The sequence below is a fragment of the Kribbella turkmenica genome (assembly GCF_004348725.1).
GTDB classification, from domain to species: Bacteria; Actinomycetota; Actinomycetes; order Propionibacteriales; family Kribbellaceae; genus Kribbella; species Kribbella turkmenica.
This window is the reverse complement of the sequence record NZ_SMKR01000004.1, coordinates 1-19,026: the sequence shown is the minus strand read 5'-3', so window position 1 is coordinate 19,026 and position 19,026 is coordinate 1. Positions and strand designations below refer to the sequence as shown.

18 protein-coding genes and 1 pseudogene are annotated in these 19,026 nt (G+C 69.0%); 13 read left to right on the top strand and 6 right to left on the bottom strand.

The features are described from left to right. Positions 1–434 precede the first annotated feature (434 nt). Positions 435–2,168 carry an alpha/beta hydrolase gene (locus tag E1218_RS01620; RefSeq protein ID WP_132315440.1) on the bottom strand — a complete coding sequence of 578 codons (1,734 nt, stop codon included), beginning with the start codon at positions 2,166–2,168 and terminating at the stop codon, positions 435–437. A 135-nt stretch (positions 2,169–2,303) separates the two neighbouring features. On the opposite strand from E1218_RS01620, the gene E1218_RS01615 reads away from it, so the two are divergent. Together E1218_RS01615 and E1218_RS01610 are read left to right on the top strand one after the other, a co-directional pair. Beyond that, entirely contained in the window at positions 2,304–2,879 is a 576-nt protein-coding gene (locus E1218_RS01615) for a DinB family protein (RefSeq protein ID WP_132315439.1), read from the top strand. Continuing rightward, entirely contained in the window at positions 2,866–3,303 is a 438-nt protein-coding gene (locus E1218_RS01610) for a VOC family protein (RefSeq protein ID WP_132315437.1), read from the top strand. Before E1218_RS01615 ends, E1218_RS01610 begins: the two co-directional genes overlap by 14 nt. Before the next feature lie 30 nt (positions 3,304–3,333). On the opposite strand, the gene E1218_RS01605 is transcribed toward E1218_RS01610, so the two are convergent. Continuing rightward, positions 3,334–3,939, bottom strand: a complete 606-nt coding sequence (locus E1218_RS01605; protein ID WP_132315435.1) for a GNAT family N-acetyltransferase — start codon at positions 3,937–3,939, stop codon at positions 3,334–3,336. Between the two features lie 199 nt (positions 3,940–4,138). On the opposite strand from E1218_RS01605, the gene paaA reads away from it, so the two are divergent. The 5 genes from paaA to paaE are packed head-to-tail and all read left to right on the top strand — an operon-like array spanning position 4,139 to position 7,638. Further along, a complete protein-coding gene (paaA, locus tag E1218_RS01600) occupies positions 4,139–5,062 on the top strand; it encodes a 1,2-phenylacetyl-CoA epoxidase subunit PaaA (protein ID WP_233711928.1) in 924 nt (307 codons plus the stop codon). Further along, positions 5,059–5,340 (top strand): 1,2-phenylacetyl-CoA epoxidase subunit PaaB, encoded by a 282-nt coding sequence (gene paaB / locus E1218_RS01595; protein WP_132315431.1) that lies wholly within the window; start codon positions 5,059–5,061, stop codon positions 5,338–5,340. The genes paaA and paaB overlap by 4 nt, the downstream gene beginning before the upstream one ends. Beyond that, a complete protein-coding gene (paaC, locus tag E1218_RS01590) occupies positions 5,337–6,077 on the top strand; it encodes a 1,2-phenylacetyl-CoA epoxidase subunit PaaC (protein ID WP_132315429.1) in 741 nt (246 codons plus the stop codon). Before paaB ends, paaC begins: the two co-directional genes overlap by 4 nt. Then, positions 6,071–6,550, top strand: a complete 480-nt coding sequence (paaD, locus tag E1218_RS01585; protein WP_132315427.1) for a 1,2-phenylacetyl-CoA epoxidase subunit PaaD — start codon at positions 6,071–6,073, stop codon at positions 6,548–6,550. The genes paaC and paaD overlap by 7 nt, the downstream gene beginning before the upstream one ends. Beyond that, the gene (paaE, locus tag E1218_RS01580) at positions 6,550–7,638 is read left to right on the top strand and encodes a 1,2-phenylacetyl-CoA epoxidase subunit PaaE (protein ID WP_202865707.1); all 1,089 of its coding nucleotides are present in this window, start codon (positions 6,550–6,552) and stop codon (positions 7,636–7,638) included. The genes paaD and paaE overlap by 1 nt, the downstream gene beginning before the upstream one ends. A 246-nt stretch (positions 7,639–7,884) precedes the next feature. Here paaE and argG read toward each other — a convergent pair whose 3' ends face one another. Continuing rightward, positions 7,885–9,318 (bottom strand): argininosuccinate synthase, encoded by a 1,434-nt coding sequence (argG, locus tag E1218_RS01575; RefSeq protein WP_132315423.1) that lies wholly within the window; start codon positions 9,316–9,318, stop codon positions 7,885–7,887. Between the two features lie 119 nt (positions 9,319–9,437). On the opposite strand from argG, the gene E1218_RS01570 reads away from it, so the two are divergent. Then, positions 9,438–10,232, top strand: coding sequence for a metal-dependent hydrolase (locus E1218_RS01570; protein WP_325052800.1), 795 nt, complete (start codon positions 9,438–9,440; stop codon positions 10,230–10,232). Here E1218_RS01570 and E1218_RS01565 read toward each other — a convergent pair. Beyond that, on the bottom strand, positions 10,226–10,714 hold the full coding sequence (locus E1218_RS01565) for a hypothetical protein (RefSeq protein ID WP_132315421.1): 489 nt from the start codon (positions 10,712–10,714) through the stop codon (positions 10,226–10,228). The two genes, E1218_RS01570 and E1218_RS01565, sit on opposite strands and share 7 nt — an antisense overlap. Positions 10,715–10,942: 228 nt before the next feature. Here E1218_RS01565 and dapA point away from each other — a divergent pair, with 228 nt between their 5' ends. Genes dapA through E1218_RS01550 form a run of 3 tightly spaced genes read left to right on the top strand, consistent with a single transcriptional unit; the run spans position 10,943 to position 14,608 of the window. Beyond that, on the top strand, positions 10,943–11,857 hold the full coding sequence (gene dapA, locus E1218_RS01560) for a 4-hydroxy-tetrahydrodipicolinate synthase (protein WP_132315419.1): 915 nt from the start codon (positions 10,943–10,945) through the stop codon (positions 11,855–11,857). Next, complete coding sequence (locus tag E1218_RS01555) at positions 11,854–13,548, top strand: ribonuclease J (RefSeq protein ID WP_132315417.1); 1,695 nt, start codon at positions 11,854–11,856, stop codon at positions 13,546–13,548. The genes dapA and E1218_RS01555 overlap by 4 nt, the downstream gene beginning before the upstream one ends. 28 nt (positions 13,549–13,576) lie before the next feature. Then, positions 13,577–14,608 carry a LacI family DNA-binding transcriptional regulator gene (locus E1218_RS01550; protein WP_132315415.1) on the top strand — a complete coding sequence of 344 codons (1,032 nt, stop codon included), beginning with the start codon at positions 13,577–13,579 and terminating at the stop codon, positions 14,606–14,608. A gap of 3 nt (positions 14,609–14,611) precedes the next feature. On the opposite strand, the gene E1218_RS01545 is transcribed toward E1218_RS01550, so the two are convergent. Both E1218_RS01545 and E1218_RS01540 read right to left on the bottom strand, forming a co-directional pair. After that, complete coding sequence (locus E1218_RS01545) at positions 14,612–15,691, bottom strand: fatty acid desaturase family protein (RefSeq protein ID WP_132315413.1); 1,080 nt, start codon at positions 15,689–15,691, stop codon at positions 14,612–14,614. Positions 15,692–15,812: 121 nt separating this feature from the next. Beyond that, positions 15,813–16,523 carry a GAF and ANTAR domain-containing protein gene (locus E1218_RS01540; RefSeq protein ID WP_132315411.1) on the bottom strand — a complete coding sequence of 237 codons (711 nt, stop codon included), beginning with the start codon at positions 16,521–16,523 and terminating at the stop codon, positions 15,813–15,815. Between the two features lie 125 nt (positions 16,524–16,648). Here E1218_RS01540 and E1218_RS01535 point away from each other — a divergent pair, with 125 nt between their 5' ends. Continuing rightward, positions 16,649–18,172: an alkaline phosphatase D family protein gene (locus E1218_RS01535; protein WP_132315409.1), complete on the top strand. Its 1,524-nt coding sequence runs from the start codon at positions 16,649–16,651 to the stop codon at positions 18,170–18,172. A gap of 292 nt (positions 18,173–18,464) precedes the next feature. Continuing rightward, a pseudogene (locus tag E1218_RS01530) lies at positions 18,465–19,026 on the top strand (prolyl oligopeptidase family serine peptidase); the annotation flags it as partial.

Here is a 19,026-nt window from a genome sequence, read left to right as displayed (position 1 = left end):
TGCAGAACCGACCAGCAATCCACCAGAGCTGCTGATCGGCTGGTGCCTCGCGGAGCACCACGACCTGGGGGATCGACGGTACCCCGCGAGGGATCTGAGAGCGCGGGCCCCACGTGACGGACCCGGCCGGCTGTGTCCCTGTCTGACCCCCCAGGCAGTCCCCCCACCTCACAGCCGGCCGAAGCCACGTCGGCGATGGCACCTCGCGTCGAGCCCTCCCAGTCGACGGCTGGTTCCTCCGCGCTGACATAAGGTTGTCGAAATCACGCTCCGTCGCACAGGGACGCAACCCTGACATCGCCCTGACAAATATGTCCTGACAACGATTCTCCGGCACCGGATTCGCCGAACGTGACCGCGAAATTCCCGTGCGTCAGGAGACTGGGAAATGCGGTGGATTTACTGCCCGTTCGGGCACGCGGAATTGCGCAGGCTCAGTGCAGATATCCGGACACGGCTTCGGTGAATCCGGCGATCCGGCGCAGCGGGGTGTGGCCGTCGTACCCGTGCTGTGCGGTGCTTTCGCCGTACTCCGCCTCGGGCTGCGGTGCCGACGGCGCTGGGATGCCCTCGCCGACGCAGGTGACGTCCTCGGCCGGTGCCTTCCCGGTGATGAGGAACGTGTTGACGATCTTGTCGGCGCACTTGTTCACGCCGCCGTAGACGCCGTGGTCGCCTTCGCGGCTGACGGTGACGAGCCGCGAGCCGGCGTACCGGCTGTGGGCGGACGCCGCGAGCTCGTAGGGGGTCGCCGGATCGTGCGCCGACTGCACCATCAGCGTGGTCGGCAGGCCTTGACCGGTGGGCTGCGGCATGGTCAGGTGCGGCCGGTCCCAGTAGAAGCACGGGTTCTCGTTCATGCTCCAGCCGATCAAGGGGTACTTCGGTCCGAGCCGAGCGGCCAACTGTTCGCCGTGCTCGCGCCCCTGCGGCCACGGGGTGTCGTTGCAGGTGACCGCGGTGAAGGTCGCGCCCTCGGCGTCGTCGCCGACGATCCGGCCGAGCGGACGGAGGCCGACGGTGTCCCGGGAGGCGCGGCGGACGAGTTCGCGCTGCCGGCTCGGTGACAGTGCGTCCACCGTGCGTTGCGCGGCGCGCGGACCGCCTTTGGTCTGCGCGGCGGAAAGGTCACGCAGAAATGCTAGGTCGACCGCGAGCGACGGAAAGTCGAGCTTTGTGTACATATCCCCGGAGACGATCTCGTCCAGGGTGTTCTGGTCGTAGCTGATCTTGATCGAACCCTCGAGGTACTCCTCGATCGCCGGCTGCTTCTTCAGCGCCGCCCGGAGCTTCTCGTACGTCCTGATCACCGCGCGTGGCGAGGAGCCGAGGTGCAGCCGGCTGTCGTACTTCGCCGCCCAGGGCGCGAAGTCCTCGCGGAACCGGCGCTCGAACCCTTGCGGCTGGGCGGCGAAGGTGTCGATCCACGGCCGGGTGAAGTCGGCGTTCGAGTCCAGCACGAAGCGGCCGACGTGCTGCGGGAAGTACGTCTGGTAGTACGCGCCCAGCCAGGTGCCGCCGGAGTACCCGACGAAGTCGATCGTATCGAAGCCGAGCAGCCGGCGGATCAGGTCCATGTCCTGCACGGTCTGCGCGGTGGTCACGTACGGCAGCAGGCCGCGGGACTGGCCGTCGCAGTACGGCTGGCTGAGGCGCGACGCCTCGGCGATCAGGTCGAGGTTCCACGGGTCGCGATCGCGGGCGTCCATCGTGTAGCCGGGTGCGCCCTGGCAGGTGACGTTCGTACTGTCACCGGTGCCGCGTGGGTCGAAGCCGACGGTGAGGTGGTCCTTGGCCAGCGGCGCCTGACTCGCCAGGTACGGCGCCATCCCGAGTCCGGCGCCACCGGGCCCGCCCGGATTGCCGAAGACCACCCGGCTCGGTTTGCCCTTGACCGGCGCGACCTTGCTGACCGCGAGCTGGATGTCGTGGCCGGCGTACTGGTTGGCCCAGTCGCGGGGCGCTGTGATCTTGGCGCAGTACGTCCGCAGCTCCTGGTCGCCGCACGGCTTCCAGACGAGCTTCTGCTCGAGGTAGCGGTTGGCCACCCGATGTGGCCGGTCGACCGCGGTCACCTGCTCCATCGAGGCGGTTGCCCCGGATCCGGGGATGACGAGGACGGCGGCAGCGGACAGCCCGAGGCCCACGGCCAGGGGAAGGTACTTCATTTAGGCTCCAGCGGATGGCCTTGCGTGACGGGACCGTGACAATCTGTCATGCCTGGGTGGATCGGTCGAGCACCACCCCCGGCCGGTCGCGGATCGACGTCGTGATATGTCGGCGGCCGGTTCTATCTTCTCCCCATGGACTGCGCAGACTTGGTGACCGGGCAGCTGGAGTTCTACTGGGACGTCCACCTCTGGCCGCGACTCCAGGGACTGACGGACGAGGAGTACCTGTGGGAGCCGGCCGAGGGCGCGTGGTCGGTGCGCCCGGACGCGAGCGGGCGGATGGTGGTCGACCACGAGGACCCGGTCCCGGATCCGCCGCCCCTGACCACCATCGCCTGGCGGCTGGTTCATATCGGCGTCGGCTGTTTCGCCACCCGGGTGAGCACGTTCTTCGGCGACGGAAGCGTGCCGGACGACGCGGACATGTTCGACCCGCGGCACATCCCGGCCGACCTGCCCGCGACGGCGGCGGGTGGGCTGGCCTTCCTCGAGCACTGGTACCGGCGATGGAGCCAGGCGGTCCGTGGTCTCACCGAGGAAGAGTTGCACCGACCGCTCGGCCCGAAGGGTGCCTACTTCGCCGACGACAATATGCTCGGTCTCGTCGTCCACGTGAGCCGCGAGGCGATCCACCACGGCGCCGAGATCTGTCTGCTGCGCGACCTCTGCCGTGCCGGAGCGGCGGGTGATCGGCGTGCCCGCGTTTGACCTGCACATCGTCTTCGACTGCGCCGACCCGGACCGGGTCGCCCGGTTCTGGATGGCCGCCCTCGGCGGCTACGACTTCCCGGTGGGTGTCCCGGACGGCTTCGCGACCTGGGACGAGTGGGCCGACGCCAACGGCATCCCGGTCGATCAGCGCAACCGCGGCCGCACCCTGGTCGACACCGAACGCGGCACTCGGCCGGACATCTTCTTCCTCCGGGTCCCGGAGTCCAAACAGGTCAAGAACCGCGTGCACCTCGACATCAAGGTCGCCCAGGGACTGTCCGCCGACGACCGTCGTACGGCGATCGAGGCCGAGGCCGGCCGCCTGATCGAGCTCGGCGGCTCGGTCGCGGAGCGCATGGAGGACGACGGCTTCCACCTGATCATGCGCGACCCGGAGGGCAACGAGTTCTGCCTGGCCTGAAACGGCCGGCCGACTCCGAGCGCGCCGGGGTCAGTCGGCTGCGCTCGGGTCGGTGTGCAGGCGGATCTGCTTGATGCGGACCGACTCGTCGCCGTACAGGTCGAGCTCGCGGTGGGCGCCGTCGGGAGCCCAGCCGGCCTCGGTGTAGAAGGCGCGCAGCACGTCGTCGGTTGAGTTGACCCAGACGGTGACCCGGCCGAATCCGTCGGCGCGAACGGTGTCGACGACCGCGTTGAGCAGCCGGGACCCGTGCCCGGCCCGGGTGGCGTCGGGCTTGATCGCGAGCTCGGCGATCAGCGCGTCGCGCTGCGGATCGGCGTCCGGGTCGTCCGACGGTGTGATCGCGGCGAACCCGACCAGCGTCCGGCCGGCCAGCGCGACCATCACCCGGTTCCGCGCCTCGCCGGGTGCGATCAGCGCCGCCCGCCACTGCGCGGCGAACTGCGCCGGGCTGAGATCGGCGAGTACGTCGGCCGGCAGCAGGCCGGCGTACGACGACCGCCAGGACGCGACCTGGATCTCGCCGATCTCGTTCGCCTCGGCCGGAAGCGCCAGCCGCACACTCGTCTCCGCGATCGGGCTCTCGCCGGACAGTTCGGAGAGGTTGGCGGGTTCCGGGACGCCGAAGTCACTCATACCCGCCATCCTCCCAAGTCAGGAGACGAGGTTCCGCAGCAGGGTCTCGGCCGGACCGCTTGCCGCCGGGCCCGTTGGACCAGTCCGTAGCCCGGCGCGCTGCCACCGCTTTCGGGAGGATCGGTCCTCCCGTCCGACTTTGTGACACTTACTCGCTGATCTGGACAGGAAGTGTCACATCTCGGCTATGCTGGCCGGCATGGACAGCTTCCAGGCGACCATCGACGCCGACGGCCGGATCGAGCCGCGGGACGCGATGCCGGAGGGGTACCGCAAGACCCTGATCCGGCAGATCGCGCAGCACGCGCACTCCGAGATCATCGGCATGCAGCCGGAGGGCAACTGGATCAGTCGCGCGCCATCGCTGCGCCGCAAGGCGATCCTGATGGCCAAGGTGCAGGACGAGGCCGGCCACGGGCTCTACCTGTACGCCGCCGCGGAGACCCTCGGCGTGGACCGGGCGGACCTGCTCGACCTGCTGCACAGCGGCCGGCAGAAGTACTCCAGCATCTTCAACTACCCGACGCTCACCTGGGCCGACATCGGCGCGATCGGCTGGCTGGTCGACGGCGCCGCGATCGTCAACCAGGTCCCGCTGTGCCGCTGCTCCTACGGGCCGTACGCGCGGGCGATGGTCCGGGTCTGCAAGGAGGAGTCGTTCCACCAGCGGCAGGGGTTCGAGATCCTGCACACGCTGTGCAACGGCACCGAGGCGCAGAAGGCGATGGCCCAGGACGCGCTCGACCGCTGGTGGTGGCCGTCGCTGATGATGTTCGGTCCGCCGGACTCCGCGTCGACGCACTCGGAGCAGTCGATGGCGTGGGGGATCAAGCGGCACAGCAACGACGAACTGCGCCAGCGCTTCGTCGACATGACCGTCCCGCAGGCCGACGTACTCGGGCTGCGGGTGCCTGACGACGGCCTGGCGTACGACGAGGAGACCGGGCACTACCGCTTCAGCGAGCCGGACTACACCGAGTTGTACGAAGTGGTGAAGGGCAACGGGCCGTGCAACCAGCAACGGCTGGCGCACCGGGTGAAGGCGCACGAGGACGGCGCCTGGGTCCGTGAGGCGGCTGCGGCGTACGCGGCCAAGCGCGTTGCGCGGGAGGGGGCCGCATGAGCATCGAGCCATTGTGGGAGGTGTTCGTCCGGTCGCGTCGCGGTTTGTCGCACACGCATGTGGGCAGCCTGCACGCGCCGGACGCGACCATGGCGCTGCGCAACGCGCGGGACGTGTACACCCGCCGCCAGGAGGGTGTGTCGATCTGGGTCGTGCGCGCGGCCGACATCACCGCCTCCAGTCCGGACGAGAAGGACGAGTTCTTCGACCCGGCCGGCGACAAGGTCTACCGGCACCCGACCTTCTACCAGGTCCCGGAAGGCGTCGAGCACCTATGAACGACCTCTTCGTCTACACACTCCGCCTCGGTGACGACGCGCTGATCGCGGCGCAGCGCACCGCCGAGTGGATCGCGGCCGCCCCACAGCTCGAGGAGGACGTTGCGCTGGGCAACATCGGGCTGGACCAGCTCGGCCAGGCCCGGTCGCTGCTGCAGTACGCCGGCCAGGTCGAGGGGGAGGGGCGGTCCGAGGACGACCTGGCCTACTTCCGGGACGAACGGGACTTCCTCAACCTGCAGCTCTGCGAGCTCCCGAACGACGACTTCGCGCACGCCATGGCACGGTTGCTGTACTTCGCGGCCTACCAGCAACTGCTGTACGAAGAGCTGCTTTCCTGCGCCGACGAGACGCTGTCGGGTGTGGCCGGCAAGGCGGTCAAGGAGGTCGCGTACCACGTCGACCACGCGACCCAGTGGGTGCTGCGCCTCGGTGACGGGACCGAGGAGAGCCATCGCCGGATGCAGGCCGGGCTCGACGCACTGTGGCCGTACACCGCGGAGATGTTCGAGTCCGACGACCTCGTCCGCCGCCTTCCGGTTGCTGTCGACCCGTCGACGCTCCACGACGAGTGGGATCGCCGGGTACTGGCGGTCGTCGACGAATCCACGTGCACCCGGCCTGAGGCGTCGTACCAGCACAGTGGTGGCCGCACGGGTCGGCACACCGAGCATCTGGGCTATCTGCTCGCGGAGCTGCAGCACGTGGCGCGTTCACACCCAGAGGCGACATGGTGACCGACACGGCCATCCTCGAGGCCGTTGGCGAGGTGGCGGACCCTGAGGTGCCGGTGCTGACGATCGCGGACCTCGGCGTACTGCGTGGGGTCCGGCACGAAGGCGATGAGGTCGTCGTGATGATCACACCGACGTACTCCGGCTGTCCGGCGATGGACGTCATCCGGCACGAGGTCGAGTTGACTCTCGACCACCTGGGCGTCGACGGACGGGTCGAGACCGTGCTGTCGCCGGCGTGGACGACTGAGTGGATGAGTGCCGCGGGGAAGGCGAAGCTGGTCGAGTACGGGATCGCTCCGCCGACCGGCCGGCGTGCTGTCGGTGGTCCGGTGATGCTGAGTCTGACGGTCCGCTGTCCGTTGTGTGGTTCGTCCGACACTGCCGAGCTCAGCCGGTTCGGTTCCACCTCCTGCAAGTCGCTCTGGCGCTGCAACAGCTGCCGGGAGCCTTTCGACCACTTCAAGGCTTTGTGATGGCGACGACCACGATGCCGCGCCGGCGCGCTGTCTTCCATCCGCTGAAGGTCGCGGCGATCGAGGCGATCACCGACGACTCGGTGGCGATCACGTTCGAGGTCCCGGACGAGCTGGCGGACGACTACGCGTTCACCGCGGGACAGCATCTGACGATCCGCCGTACCGGCGAGGACGTGCGGCGCAGCTACTCGATCTGTTCACCGGCCGGGTCCGGCATCCTGCGAATCGGCGTGAAGCGGATCCCGGGCGGCGAGTTCTCGGCGTACGCCGCGCACGAGCTGAAGGTCGGCGACGAGCTCGAGGTGATGACGCCCCTCGGGCGGTTCGGGACGACGCTCGATCCGGCGAACGCGAAGCACTATGCCTTCGTCGCCGCGGGCAGCGGGATCACGCCGGTGCTGTCACTGGTCGCGACCATCCTCGCCACCGAGCCGTCGAGCCGGGTCACACTGCTCTACGGCAACCGGACGGCCGGGTCGGTGATGTTCGCCGACGAGCTGGCCGACCTGAAGGACCGGTACGCCGAGCGGTTCCACCTGGTGCACGTGCTGTCGCGGGAGTCGACCGAGGTCGAGCTGTTCAGCGGGCGGATCGACGCCGAGCGGCTGGAGCGGATGTTCCGGACCATCCTGCCGGTGGGGACGGTCGACGAGTGGTTCCTGTGCGGGCCCTACGCGATGGTCGTCGGCGCGCAGGAGTTGCTGCTGGGCCTGGGTGTCGCTCGTGAGCACGTGCACGCCGAGCTCTTCCACGTCGGCGACGATGCTCCGGCGGCTCCGATCGACGAAGCTCCGGTCGACGAGGACGCCGCCCAGGTCACCGTCATCCTCGACGGCCGCCGCTCGACGTTCGCGCTGGCCGAGCACTCCAAGCCGGTCCTGGACGCGACCCTGGCGGTCCGCTCAGACGCGCCCTTCGCCTGCAAGGGCGGCGTCTGCGGCACCTGCCGAGCCAAGGTGCTCGAAGGCACGGTCCGCATGGACACCAACTGGGCCCTCGAACCCGACGAAATCCGAGCCGGCTACGTCCTCACCTGCCAGTCCCACCCCACCACTTCCGCAGTGACTCTGGACTTCGACGCCTGACCAAGGCTTCAGCAGGTCACATTCCCGACCCGCCACCATACGGCCGGCAAGGCCGTGTGACCTGCTCGCCGCTGCGGCCGAGCTGGCTGAACGCGGAGCCACCTCCCGACTGAGGTGGCTTCGGCCGTGCCCGGGCAGCCGCCCACCGCAGCCCGCGGGCTCGGCGTTCGACCTTCTCGGCCGTCGTGGCGAGGAGCCCCGCGTGCATGGTCGGCGGCAGGTGAGCGGCCCGGCCAGGACTGCAGGTCAGTCGGTGCCGGATTCCATGGCGGCCCGGTCGAGGAGTTCGTCCTCTTCGGAGGCTTCGCCGCGGGAGGCGATGGCTTCGGCGCCGCCGGTGGGCATGGCGCCGATGAGGTCGGTGGAGGAGGCGAGCGCCGGGTTGGCGGAGCCGAACATGCCGAGCCCGGCGTACTGCTCCAGCTTCGACCGGGAGTCGGCGATGTCCAGGTTCCGCATCGTCAGCTGGCCGATCCGGTCGACCGGGCCGAAGGCGGAGTCCTCGATCCGCTCCATCGACAGCTTGTCCGGGTGGTAGCTGAGCGCCGGTCCGGTGGTGTCGAGGATCGAGTAGTCCTCACCCCGCCGGAGCCGCAACGTGACCTCACCGCTCACCGCCGTACCGACCCACCGCTGCAGCGACTCCCGCAGCATCAGCGACTGCGGGTCGAGCCACCGGCCTTCGTACATCAGCCGCCCGAGCTTCCGCCCCTCGGTGTGGTAGCTCGCCAGCGTGTCCTCGTTGTGGATCGCGTTCACCAGCCGCTCGTACGCCGCGTGCAGCAGCGCCATCCCGGGCGCCTCGTAGATCCCCCGGCTCTTGGCCTCGATCACCCGGTTCTCGATCTGGTCCGACATGCCCAGCCCGTGCCGGCCGCCGATCGCGTTGGCCTCCAGCACCAGGTCGACCGCGGAGCCGAACTCCTTGCCGTTGATCGTCACCGGCCGGCCCTGCTCGAACCCGATGGTCACGTCCTCCGGCGAGATCTCGACCGCCGGGTCCCAGTGCTTGACGCCCATGATCGGGTCGACGGTCTCGACCCCGGTGTCGAGGTGCTCGAGCGTCTTCGCCTCGTGGGTGGCGCCCCAGATGTTCGCGTCGGTGGAGTACGCCTTCTCGGTGCTGTCCCGGTACGGCAGGCCGTGCGCGACCAGCCACTCGGACATCTCCTTCCGGCCGCCGAGCTCGGTGACGAAGTCGGCGTCCAGCCACGGCTTGTAGATCCGCAGGTGCGGGTTCGCCAGCAGGCCGTAGCGGTAGAACCGCTCGATGTCGTTGCCCTTGAACGTCGACCCGTCGCCCCAGATCTGGACGTCGTCGTCGAGCATCGCCCGGACCAGCAGCGTGCCGGTGACCGCCCGCCCGATCGGGGTGGTGTTGAAGTACGTCCGCCCGGCCGACCGGATGTGGAAGGCGCCGCAGGCGAGCGCGGCCAGGCCCTCCTCGACCAGCGCCGCCCGGCAGTCGACCAGGCGGGTGATCTCGGCGCCGTACGCCGTCGCGCGGCCGGGGACCGAGGCGATGTCGGGCTCGTCGTACTGACCGAGGTCGGCGGTGTAGGTGCAGGGGACGGCGCCCTTGTCGCGCATCCACGCGACCGCGACCGACGTGTCGAGACCGCCGGAGAAGGCGATGCCGACCCGTTCACCAACAGGGAGGGAGGTAAGTACCTTGGACACATGAAAAGTATGCACTCACCTGAATGATTATGCAAACGGCTCGAGGCCCGCGTGGCAGGTGAGGCTTGTGGGACTGCAGTTGAGAGAATCGGCGCTGATCAGGAGGGAAGTGAGGCGCCATGATGGGGCGGTCGCATGCGTTGACGGGGTGGTGTGCGGGGCTCCTGGTGGCACCGTTGATCGGGCTGGGCACGGTGGCCGAGGTGGTGCCGTTCGCCGCGGCGACGGCCGGCTACGCACTGGTGCCGGACCTGGATCACCCGCACGCGCGCGCGTCGCGCCTGGTCGGGCCGATCACCCGCATCGTCTCCGAGGCGGTCCGTGCCTTCTCCGGCGTCCTCTACCGGCTCACCAAGGGCCCACGTGACGAGGACAGCACCGGCAAGCACCGCCACGCGACGCACACACTGGTCGCCGCGATCCTGCTCGGAATGCTCGCCGCCGGCGCGGGTGATCGCGGCAAGTGGGCCGTCCTCGCGGTAGCTGTCACCGGTCTTCTGCTGGCGGCCGACGTACTGGGCGACTGGCTCATCGTCTCGGTGCTCGGTGCCACCGCGTGGACCGCGACCGGTACGGCGTTACCCGGTACGACGACCGCGGACGCCGTCCAAGCGGGTCTCACCGGCATCGGCGGCTGGATCGGAGTGGCCGTCGCGCTCGGGATGTTCGCTCACTGTCTGGGCGACAGCCTGACCCGAGCAGGCTGCCCATGGCTGTGGCCGCTGCCGATCCGCGGTGAGACCTGGTACGAGATCCGCCTTCCACGTCCGCTCCGGTTCCGCACGAACGGCCGGTTCGAGCGCCTGATCGTCGTACCGCTCCTACTCGGCGCCGCCGCACTCCTTCTGCCAGGTGCTCTGCAGGCGGTGGAGCGGCTCTTCACCGCCACCTCGATCTGGCTCGCCGGTCAGTAGTCCTGCACCCGGCCGGTCAGGTACGACGGCACGCCGCGAGCCTCGAGCGACGCCGCGAACCGCTGCTGGTTGCGGGCGCCCGGCCAGACCTCGTAGAAGAACAGCGGCAGCGCGAGCGCGGCCCCGATCAGCACGACCCAGAAACTGTCGATCACGAACGCGAGCGGGATCGAGACCAGGAACGACGCCTCGCAGACCGCGAACCGCAGGAACGTCGACGCCGTGAACCGCTGCCACGACGACGCCCCGATCTCGGCCGCCGGCCGGCCGGTGTGCTCTTCCGGAGCGCTCCGGAAGCCGGCCAGCTCGCAGAACGCGTAGGCGACGGCGGCGGCCAGCAGTACGACGGACGGCGCCCACAGCGGCGGGAAGTCGCCGATCCCGTCGGCGGCGAGCACGAACCACAGGGCCAGCGTGATGAGCGGGATCGCTGCGGCCATCGCGGCGCAGGTGCTGGTCAGGGCTTTCTGAGCGGGAGGCACGCGGCAGAGCGTAACGGCTCCCGCAGTCACCCGATCTGTCTACGCTGAGCGAGCGCAAAATCACAGAAAGTACACACAGAATTTTTCCTGACTTTTTTGAGAGAAGCTGTAACGCCTACCGGGCCCGGCCCGATAGGACGAGTGAGCCTGGTGGCTGCCCGGACCCCCGAGCGGACAGCCACCAGGCCTACTCATTCTCAGAGGCTTCGGAGCGGTAATCTGACCCCCATGTCCTCAGCAGCCATCACTGCCTTACCGGTGCCGCCCTTCGGGCGCCTGACGACGGCGATGATCACCCCGTTCCGGCCCGACGGCTCGCTCGATCTCGACGCTGCGCAGAAGGTCGCGACGTTCCTCGTCGACCGGGGCAACGACGCGCTGATCGTCAACGGGACGACGGGGGAGGCACCGACCACCTCGGACCAGGAGAAGATTCAGCTGATCGAGGCGGTGCTGGCGGCGGTCGGTGACCGCGCCAAGGTGGTCGCCGGGGTCGGCACCAACGACACCAGGCACACGATCGAGTGCGCGAAGCAGGCCGAGGCCGCCGGCGCGCACGGGCTGCTCGTGGTCACGCCGTACTACAACAAGCCTCCACAGGACGGGCTGCGTGCGCATTTCACCGCGGTCGCCGACGCCACCGGCCTGCCGAACATGGTCTACGACATCCCCGGCCGGGCCGGTGTGGAGGTCCGGACCGAGACGCTGATCGCGCTCGCCGAGCACCCTCGGATCGTCGCGGTGAAGGACGCCAAGGGCGACCTCGCCGGGACCACCAAGGTGCTCGCGAACACCGATCTGTTCTACTACTGCGGTGCCGACGAGCTGAATCTCGCCTCGCTGGCGATCGGTGCGGTGGGCATTGCCAGTGTCGTCGCGCACGTCGCGAGCCCGGAGTACCGGCAACTGATCGACGCCGTGGTGGCCGGCGACCTCGCCACCGCACGAGAGATCGACCGACGGCTGGTGCCCGCCGTCGAGGCGATCATGACCAGGACCCAGGGCGCCATCATGGTGAAGGCCGCGCTCACGCTGGCCGGCGTCATCGAGCACGCGACACTCAGGTCGCCGTTGGTTGAGGCGACCGTCGAGCAAGTGGACTGGCTCACCACCGACCTCAAGACGGCAGGACTGATTGCATGAGCCATCCCCATCCAGATCTCGACGCGCCCGGGCCGCTGACACCGGGCGCTTTGCGGGTCATCCCGCTCGGCGGCCTCGGCGAGGTCGGCCGCAATATGACGGTGTTCGAGTACGACGGCAAGCTGCTGATCGTCGACTGCGGCGTGCTGTTCCCGGACGAGAACCAGCCCGGTGTGGACCTGATCCTGCCGGACTTCCAGCCGATCCGGGACCGGCTCGGCGACATCGTCGCGGTCGTGCTGACGCACGGCCACGAGGACCACATCGGCGGCCTGCCCTACCTGCTGCGCGAGCGGGGTGACATCCCGGTCATCGGCTCGCAGCTCACGCTCGCGCTGCTCGAGGGCAAGCTGAAGGAGCACCGGCATCGCAACGTGCCGCAGCAGACCGTGGTCGAGGGCGAGTCGCTCCAGATCGGACCGTTCGTCTGCGAGTTCATCGCCGTCAACCACTCCATCCCGGACGCGCTCGCGGTGGCGATCAAGACCCCGGCCGGCCTGGTGCTGCACACCGGCGACTTCAAGATGGACCAGCTGCCGCTGGACAACCGGATCACCGACCTGCGCGCGTTCGCGCGGCTCGGCGAGGAGGGCGTGGACCTGTTCTGCGTCGACTCCACGAACTCCGAGGTCCCCGGCTTCACCACCCACGAGCGCGACATCGCGCCGGTGCTGGACGGGGTCTTCACCAAGGCGAAGAACCAGCGGATCATCGTGGCCTGCTTCGCCTCGCACGTGCACCGCGTCCAGCAGGTGATGGACGCGGCCGTGAAGCACCGCCGCAAGGTGGCGTACGTCGGCCGGTCGATGGTCCGCAACATGGGTGTGGCCCGCGATCTCGGCTTCCTGAACGTCCCCGGCGACACGCTGATCGACATGCGCGACCTGGACAACTACCCGCCGGAGCAGGTCGTGCTGGTCTCGACCGGTTCCCAGGGCGAGCCGATGTCGGCGCTGTCGCGGATCGCGGCCAACGACCACCACGTCGTCCAGATCCAGCCGGGCGACACCGTCGTCCTGGCGTCGTCGCTGATCCCGGGCAACGAGAACTCGGTCTACCGGGTGATCAACGGCCTGACCCGGCACGGCGCGAACGTGATCCACAAGGGCAACGCGCTGGTGCACGTCTCCGGTCACGCCAGCGCCGGCGAGCTGCTCTACTGCTACAACATCGTCAAGCCGCGCAACGTGATGCCGGTGCACGGCGAGATCCGGCACCTGCACGCGAACGCCGAGCTGGCGATCCGGACCGGCGTACCGGCGCAGAACGTGGTCGTCGTCGAGGACGGTGTGGTGGTCGACCTGATCGACCGCAAGGCCGTCGTGGCCGGCAAGGTCGACTGCGGGTACGTGTTCGTCGACGGGTCGACGGTCGGCGACATCACCGAGACCTCGCTGAAGGACCGGCGGATCCTCGGCGACGAGGGTTTCATCTCGGTGATCGCCGTGATGGACTCCGTGACCGGCAAACTGACGGCCGGACCGGAGATCCAGGCGCGCGGGTTCGCCGAGGACGACACCGTCTTCGACGACCTGAAGCCGCGGATCGAGGCCGAGATCGAGAAGGCGATCGGCGGCGGCGTGGACGACATGTACCAGCTGCAGCAGGTGATCCGCCGGGTGGTCGGCAAGTGGGTCAGCGACACCCACCGCCGCCGTCCGATGATCATCCCGGTCGTCGTCGAGAGCTGATCGGACACCAGGGGAGAGAGGGCCGGCGATGACCATCAGCGGAGTGAACGGGACGGGCCAGCGCCGGCCCACCATGAAGGAGGTCGCGGCCCGGGCCGGGGTGGCGCTGAAGACCGTCTCCCGGGTGGTGAACGAGGAGCCGAACGTCAGCCCGGAGCTGACCGCGAAGGTCCAGGCCGCGATCAAGGAGCTCAACTACACCCCGAACGAGAGTGCCCGGATGCTGCGCCGGGGCAAGACCGGGACGATCGCGGTGGTCATCCGCGACATCGGCGACCCGTTCTTCGCCTCGCTCGGCCGGGCGGTCGAGCTGTGGGCCCGGTCGTCCGGCTCGGTGGTGATGATCGGGCTGACCGACGAGGACCCGGACCGCGAGCGGGACGTCTGCCTGGAGTTCGTCGCCCGTCGGCCGGACGCGCTGATCATGGCGCCGATCGGTGAGACCCAGGAGTACCTCGCGCCGCACGTCGACGCCGGGATGGCGGTGGTCACGATCGACCGGCCGGCGCACGGGATCGAGGCGGACGCCGTCCTCGCCGACAACGCCGGCGGGATCGACCAGGCGATCGACCACCTGGTCCGGCAGGGCCACCGGCGGATCGCCTACCTCGGTGACGACGAGCGGATCTTCACCGCCCGCGAGCGCGTGGTCGCCTACCGGGCGGCGATGGCGCGGCACCGGATCGAGGTGGACGAGGACCTGGTTCACCTGTCCGAGCCGACGACCGAGGGCATCGGCATCACGCTGTCCGCCGTACTGGACCGTCCGGAGCCGGCGACCGCGCTGCTGTCGGCGAACAACATGACGACGGCCGAGGTACTGCGCGGTCTGGCCGGCCGGCGCGACCAGGTCGCGCTGGTGTCGTTCGACGACCTGGCCCTCGGGGATCTGCTCAGCCCGGGTCTCACCGCGGTCGCGCAGTCGGCCGACGTGATGGCCCGAACGGCGATCCAGCTGATGACCGAGCGCCTCCCTGAGCCCCACCGGCCGGGCCGCACCGTCCGCGTCCCGGTCAAGCTCACCATCCGCGGTTCGGGCGAGATCCCGCCGGCCGGCTGAGCGCTACTTCCGGTAGAGCGCGACGAGCGGGCACTGGAACGGATCGCGTGCCCGGAGACCGACGTTGTTCAGGTAGTCGACGACGATCCGGTACGACGTGAACAGGCCGACCTCGGTGTACTTGACCCCGTGCAGCTCGCAGTACTCGCGCACGATCGGCTGGACAGCTTTGAGAGTCGGCCTGGGCATGCTCGGGAACAGGTGGTGCTCGATCTGGTAGTTGAGGCCGCCGAGCGCGAAGTCGATCATCACACCGCCGCGGATGTTGCGCGACATCAGCACCTGGCGGCGCAGGAAGTCGAGCTTCATCGTCGCCGGTACGAGTGGCATCCCCTTGTGGTTCGGTGCGAACGAGCCCCCGAGGCAGATCCCGAACACGGCCAGTTGCAGCCCCAGGAAGGCGCCGGCCTTGCCGACCGGCAGCAGGATCAACAGCACCGCCAGGTAGCCGCCGAGCCGGGTCAGGATGATCGCGGCCTCGATGCGTTCCACTTTGGTCGCCGAGCGGCGGAGCAGATGACGCAGGCTCGAGACATACAGGTTCAGGCCCTCGAGGGTGAGCAGTGGGAAGAAGAGCCATCCCTGGCGGCGGGTGAGCCATCCGCTGAGACCTGTGCGCTTCTCGACGTGCTGCGGGGTGAAGGCGACGACTCCGGCGCCGATGTCCGGATCATGGTCCACGTGGTTTGGAGCCTGATGGTGGCGGCTGTGCTTCGAACGCCACCAACTGGAACTCATCCCGATCAGTCCACCGCCCAGCAGGCGTGCGGTCCAGTCGTTCCAGGCCGCGGAGTCGAAGATCTGTCGATGCGCGCCGTCGTGGCTGAGAAAGGCAACCTGGGTGAGTACCAGAGCGAGCACAGCGGCCATCAGCAGTTGCAGCCAGGAGTTGCCGAGAAGGCCGACACCGACCCACACACCGGCGAAGGCCGCTGTCACCAGGCCGATGCGAGTCCAGTAGTACCCGCGTCGTCGCCGGAGCAGTCCGAGCTCCCGGACGGTTCGCGCGAGGTCGGTGTAGAGATTCGTGTACCGCTGCTGCGGTCGTGACGGAGTGTGATCATCCGCTACGAATTGTGACATGACAACGCCTCAGTCCGGAGTGCATCGGTCGATGCGCTACCGGGTCCGGGGCAGCGCCACGAGAAGTGGCTTTCAACTCAACGACACCACGCTCAGTCGCGACACGCAAGCTGACGCTCAACTAGTGAGCCTGCAGCTCCGAGGTCTCCAGAGAGCCGTCCAGAACGCCCTGTGCGACGGCGCTCAGGCGTTGTCCGGTGCCGCGGGCGTGCGAGCGCATCGCGGTGAACGCGGCGGCCGGGCTCAGACCGACGCGTTCGGCCAGCATTCCCTTGGCCTGCTCGATCAGGATCCTGCTGTTCAGCGCATGCTGGAGCTGCTCGGCGAGCACCTGCTGCCCGCGGACCCGCCGCTCGTGCAGCAGGCCGATGGTGGCGATGTCGGCCAGTGCCTGGCCGAGCGCGACGTCTTCCTCGCCGAGTGGTTCGGTACTGGTCCGGAAGAGGTTGAGAGCACCGATCACCTGCTGACGCAGGCGGAGCGGCAGCGCGTGAGCCGTGAAGTAACCGCCCGCCGCTGCCGCCGCCGCGAAGTCCGGCCACCGGCGCAGGCCGACGTTGACCACCGGCGTGCCGGTCCGGAAACACTCCGGGCACGGACCTTCGTCCTGCTGCAGCTCGAACAACTCCAGCAATTCCGCCTGGTCCTCCGATGACGCCATCACCCGCAGTACGCCGTCCTCGTCGGCCAGCATCAGTCCGGCCGCGTCGACGTCCAGCAACTCGACACTGACCTCGGCCAGCGTGCGGAGGAAGTCGACCACCTCGAAGTCGTCGACCAACGTATCGGCAAGCTCGACGAAGACCTGCGTGATGCGGCGTTCCCGTCTCATCCCAGCGTTCCCTTTCGACCCGGCCGGCTCCTCCATTGTCCGCATCCGCTCCGGAACGGGTTGATTTGGTACCCAGTTCGCCCGGTCGTCACCTGACCGTCATCGAGGGAGCCGACTTTGGGACCATGAACTTGAGCCGCCGCCAGCTCCTGGCCGCATCGACCGTCGCGGGTGCGTCCCTGGCCTTGCCGGGGACCGCCGGCGCGACGCCCCAGCTCGTCCGCCGCGGCCGGCCCGCGCTGCCGTACGGGATCATGTCCGGCGACGTGAGCGCGAACTCCGCCGTCGTCTGGTCCCGCACCGACCGCCGGGCCCGTCTCGTCGTCGACCTGACCAGCCATGGCCGGTTCGACCGGGCGATCCGGTTGCGCGGGCCGATCACCGGGCCCGAGGACGACTACACCGCGCAGCTCCCGCTGAAGGGCCTGCGCCCGGGGCAGCGGTACGACTACCGGATCGCGTTCGAGGACTCCGACGGCCGCCGCGGCGAGTCGCTCGAGGGTTCGTTCAGTACGCCGGGACGCAACCGCGGACTGTCGTTCGTCTGGACCGGCGACACCGCCGGCCAGGGCTACGGGATCAACCCCGACCTCGGCGGCATGGTGGCGTACAAGGCGATGCACGAGACCCGGCCGGACTTCTTCCTGCACTCCGGCGACAACATCTACGCCGACGGCCCGATCGCGGCCGAGGTGAAGGTTGCCGACGGCACCATCTGGCGGAACGTCGTGACCGAGGAGGTCGCGAAGGTCGCCGAGACGCTGGCCGAGTACCGCGGCCGGTACAAGTACAACCTGCTCGACGACAACGTGCGCGCGCTGTACGCCGACGTACCGATCGTCAGCCAGTGGGACGACCACGAGACGGTCAACAACTGGTACCCGGGTGAGATCCTGGCCGACGACCGGTACACCGAGAAGCGGGTCGACGTGCTCGCGGCCCGGGCGCGGAAGGCGTTCCTCGAGTACCTGCCGATGGAGCACATCGCGGGCCGGGGCCGGATCTACCGGAAGGTGAGCTACGGGCCGCTGGTCGACCTCTTCTGCCTGGACATGCGCACCTACCGGGATGCCAACCCGAGACCGGACGCGGCGGGTGAGGTCGCGATCCTCGGCCGGGAGCAGGCCGAGTGGCTGGTCCGTGAGGTGGCCCGGTCGAAGGCCACCTGGAAGGTGATCGCGAGCGACATGCCGATCGGCGTACTCGTCCCGGACGGCACCGAAATCGAGGCGGTCGCGAACGGCCTCGCGGGCGCGCCCGGCGGTCGCGAGCACGAGATCGCCTGGGTACTGCGCCAGTTCAAGCGGCGCAAGGTCCGCAACGCGATCTGGCTGACCGCGGACGTGCACTACTGCGCCGCGCACCACTACGACCCGTCGCGCGCGTCGTTCACCGACTTCGACCCCTTCTGGGAACTGGTCGCCGGACCGGTCAACGCCGGCACGTTCGGGCCGAACGCGCTCGACCCGACGTTCGGGCCGAAGGTCGAGTTCGTCAAGGCGGCCGACTTTCCGAACCAGCCGCCGAGCGGCGGCAACCAGTTCTTCGGGCACGTCGACATCGACCCGCGCACCGGAGTCTTCACCGCGTCGCTGCGCGACCTGTACGGCACCGTTCTCTGGTCCAAGGACATCCACCCGGCCCGCTGAGGGCCCGTCGTACTCATCGGCCCCGGCGCCTGTGCGGGATGCCGCCCACCGGGGCCGGTGGGTACGACGCAGACTTCCGGGCCGCGACCGGTCAGACCCGCGAGTTGCCTGCCGCGAGCCGCTCAGCGGGACGGGTCGCGCCCGGCCCTTCCAACTGGGGCAGCACAACGGGCCGACCGTCTCGGCCAGCAGGCAGGCGGACTCGACCGCGAATCCGGGTGCACCGATCGTCCGGCACAACCCACCGGCTTCGCGGGCAAAGCGGTTGCTCTGCGGCATTAAGTTGGACCCTATGACCGCGTACCCCGAGAGCCGTCGCGACGACCTGGTCGAGACGCTGCACGGACACCAGATCGCCGACCCGTATCGCTGGCTGGAGGACCCCGACTCACCCGACACCCAGGACTGGGTCACTCGGCAGAACGCCTTCACGGAAGCCGAGCTCTCGACCTATCCGGTGCGCGCCTGGTTCCAGCGCACGATGTCCGCGATCCTCGCCCGGCCGCGCGCCGGCGTACCGGTGAAGAAGTCCGGCTGGTACTTCGTCGGCCGCAACGACGGCACCCAGGCGCAGGACGTCGTGTACGTCGCCGAGTCACTCGAAGAACTCGTCTCCGGCGGTCGGGTGCTGATCGACCCGAACACGCTGTCCGCGGACCGCACCGACTCGCTCGGCTCGTTCACCGTCAGCCAGGACGGCAAGTACTTCGCGTACGGCATCAACGAGAGCGGCAGCGACTGGACGACGTTCCGGCTGCTCGACATCGCCACCGGCACGCCCGTCGACGACACGGTGACAGAGGCCAAGTTCTGCGAGGCGGCGTGGATGCCGGACAGCTCGGCGTATCTCTACC

Bases quoted from the DNA above. Each gene is read 5' to 3' on its own strand.
- E1218_RS01620 (WP_132315440.1), bottom strand. From the start codon at position 2,168: ATGAAGTACCTTCCCCTGGCCGTGGGCCTCGGGCTGTCCGCTGCCGCC.
- E1218_RS01615 (WP_132315439.1), top strand. From the start codon at position 2,304: ATGGACTGCGCAGACTTGGTGACCGGGCAGCTGGAGTTCTACTGGGAC.
- E1218_RS01605 (WP_132315435.1), bottom strand. From the start codon at position 3,939: ATGAGTGACTTCGGCGTCCCGGAACCCGCCAACCTCTCCGAACTGTCC.
- paaA (WP_233711928.1), top strand. From the start codon at position 4,139: ATGGACAGCTTCCAGGCGACCATCGACGCCGACGGCCGGATCGAGCCG.
- paaB (WP_132315431.1), top strand. From the start codon at position 5,059: ATGAGCATCGAGCCATTGTGGGAGGTGTTCGTCCGGTCGCGTCGCGGT.
- paaC (WP_132315429.1), top strand. From the start codon at position 5,337: ATGAACGACCTCTTCGTCTACACACTCCGCCTCGGTGACGACGCGCTG.
- paaD (WP_132315427.1), top strand. From the start codon at position 6,071: ATGGTGACCGACACGGCCATCCTCGAGGCCGTTGGCGAGGTGGCGGAC.
- paaE (WP_202865707.1), top strand. From the start codon at position 6,550: ATGGCGACGACCACGATGCCGCGCCGGCGCGCTGTCTTCCATCCGCTG.
- E1218_RS01570 (WP_325052800.1), top strand. From the start codon at position 9,438: ATGATGGGGCGGTCGCATGCGTTGACGGGGTGGTGTGCGGGGCTCCTG.
- dapA (WP_132315419.1), top strand. From the start codon at position 10,943: ATGTCCTCAGCAGCCATCACTGCCTTACCGGTGCCGCCCTTCGGGCGC.
- E1218_RS01555 (WP_132315417.1), top strand. From the start codon at position 11,854: ATGAGCCATCCCCATCCAGATCTCGACGCGCCCGGGCCGCTGACACCG.
- E1218_RS01550 (WP_132315415.1), top strand. From the start codon at position 13,577: ATGACCATCAGCGGAGTGAACGGGACGGGCCAGCGCCGGCCCACCATG.
- E1218_RS01545 (WP_132315413.1), bottom strand. From the start codon at position 15,691: ATGTCACAATTCGTAGCGGATGATCACACTCCGTCACGACCGCAGCAG.
- E1218_RS01540 (WP_132315411.1), bottom strand. From the start codon at position 16,523: ATGAGACGGGAACGCCGCATCACGCAGGTCTTCGTCGAGCTTGCCGAT.
- E1218_RS01535 (WP_132315409.1), top strand. From the start codon at position 16,649: ATGAACTTGAGCCGCCGCCAGCTCCTGGCCGCATCGACCGTCGCGGGT.